Annotated in this window: 2 protein-coding genes; both read left to right on the top strand. The window is 70.7% G+C overall.

Going from position 1 to position 685, the window contains the following annotated elements; translation table 11 throughout:
• On the top strand, positions 1–254 hold a 254-nt coding region (locus ACFQUV_RS24695; protein WP_165363792.1), incomplete at its 5' end, for a hypothetical protein.
• A 12-nt stretch (positions 255–266) separates the two neighbouring features.
• Positions 267–668: a hypothetical protein gene (locus tag ACFQUV_RS24690; RefSeq protein WP_129608017.1), complete on the top strand. Its 402-nt coding sequence runs from the start codon at positions 267–269 to the stop codon at positions 666–668.
• Positions 669–685 lie beyond the last annotated feature (17 nt).

Below are 685 nucleotides of genomic sequence, written 5' to 3'. Positions count from 1 at the left end.
TGGGCCGTCACCGCAATCCCTATGCCGGCCTGACCGACGTCGACGGAGCGGTGGCGGCGCAGGCTTGGGATCGCGGCCACGAGGCGCGCATGCGCTACGGGCGTGCTCTGCGGGACATCCAGGATCACGTCGCGGTCCGCAGCGAGCCGGCCGAGCCGGTGCAGCCGCTCGACCACGTCCCGATGTTTCCGCCGGTCGAGCCCGCGCGACGCGGCGTCATCGGCCGCGTCCGCGATCTGATCAGAGCGATGTGAGGGGAGGGCAGCATGTACCGGCCCGAGATTGAGATCGAGTTTGAGGACGTGCCGTTGATCGTCTCCGATCCGCGTGGGCGGGGCGTCCGCGGCGTTCCGCCGGGCGCGGCGCTGTCGTGCATCACGGGGCGCGCCACCATCGCGCTCTGCAATGACGATCCCGTCGACGGCGAGATGGTGTGCGTTCGCATCGATCCGCCCGGCGCCTCCGCGGTCGGCGCGTTCGAGCGCTGGCACATGGATCGGCCGCGGCATGACGAGTTTCTGGCGGCCGCGCTGTTTGATTGGATTGAGGCGAGCCTGGTCGCCGCGCTCGGCGACGAGATCCGGGAACGGCTCGCATGGGCCGCGAGCAAGGAGGCGGCCGAACTCTCCGCGGCCGACGACGCCTGGACGATGAGGGTGCGGTCATGAGCGATGACGCCGTGACC

The sequence above is a fragment of the Rhodoplanes sp. P11 genome (assembly GCF_964266735.1).
In the GTDB taxonomy this organism is placed as follows: domain Bacteria; phylum Pseudomonadota; class Alphaproteobacteria; order Rhizobiales; family Xanthobacteraceae; genus Rhodoplanes; species Rhodoplanes serenus.
This window is presented reverse-complemented; position numbering and strand designations above follow the sequence as displayed.

Coding starts and splice junctions, on each gene's coding strand:
- ACFQUV_RS24690 (WP_129608017.1), top strand. CDS start 267: ATGTACCGGCCCGAGATTGAGATCGAGTTTGAGGACGTGCCGTTGATC.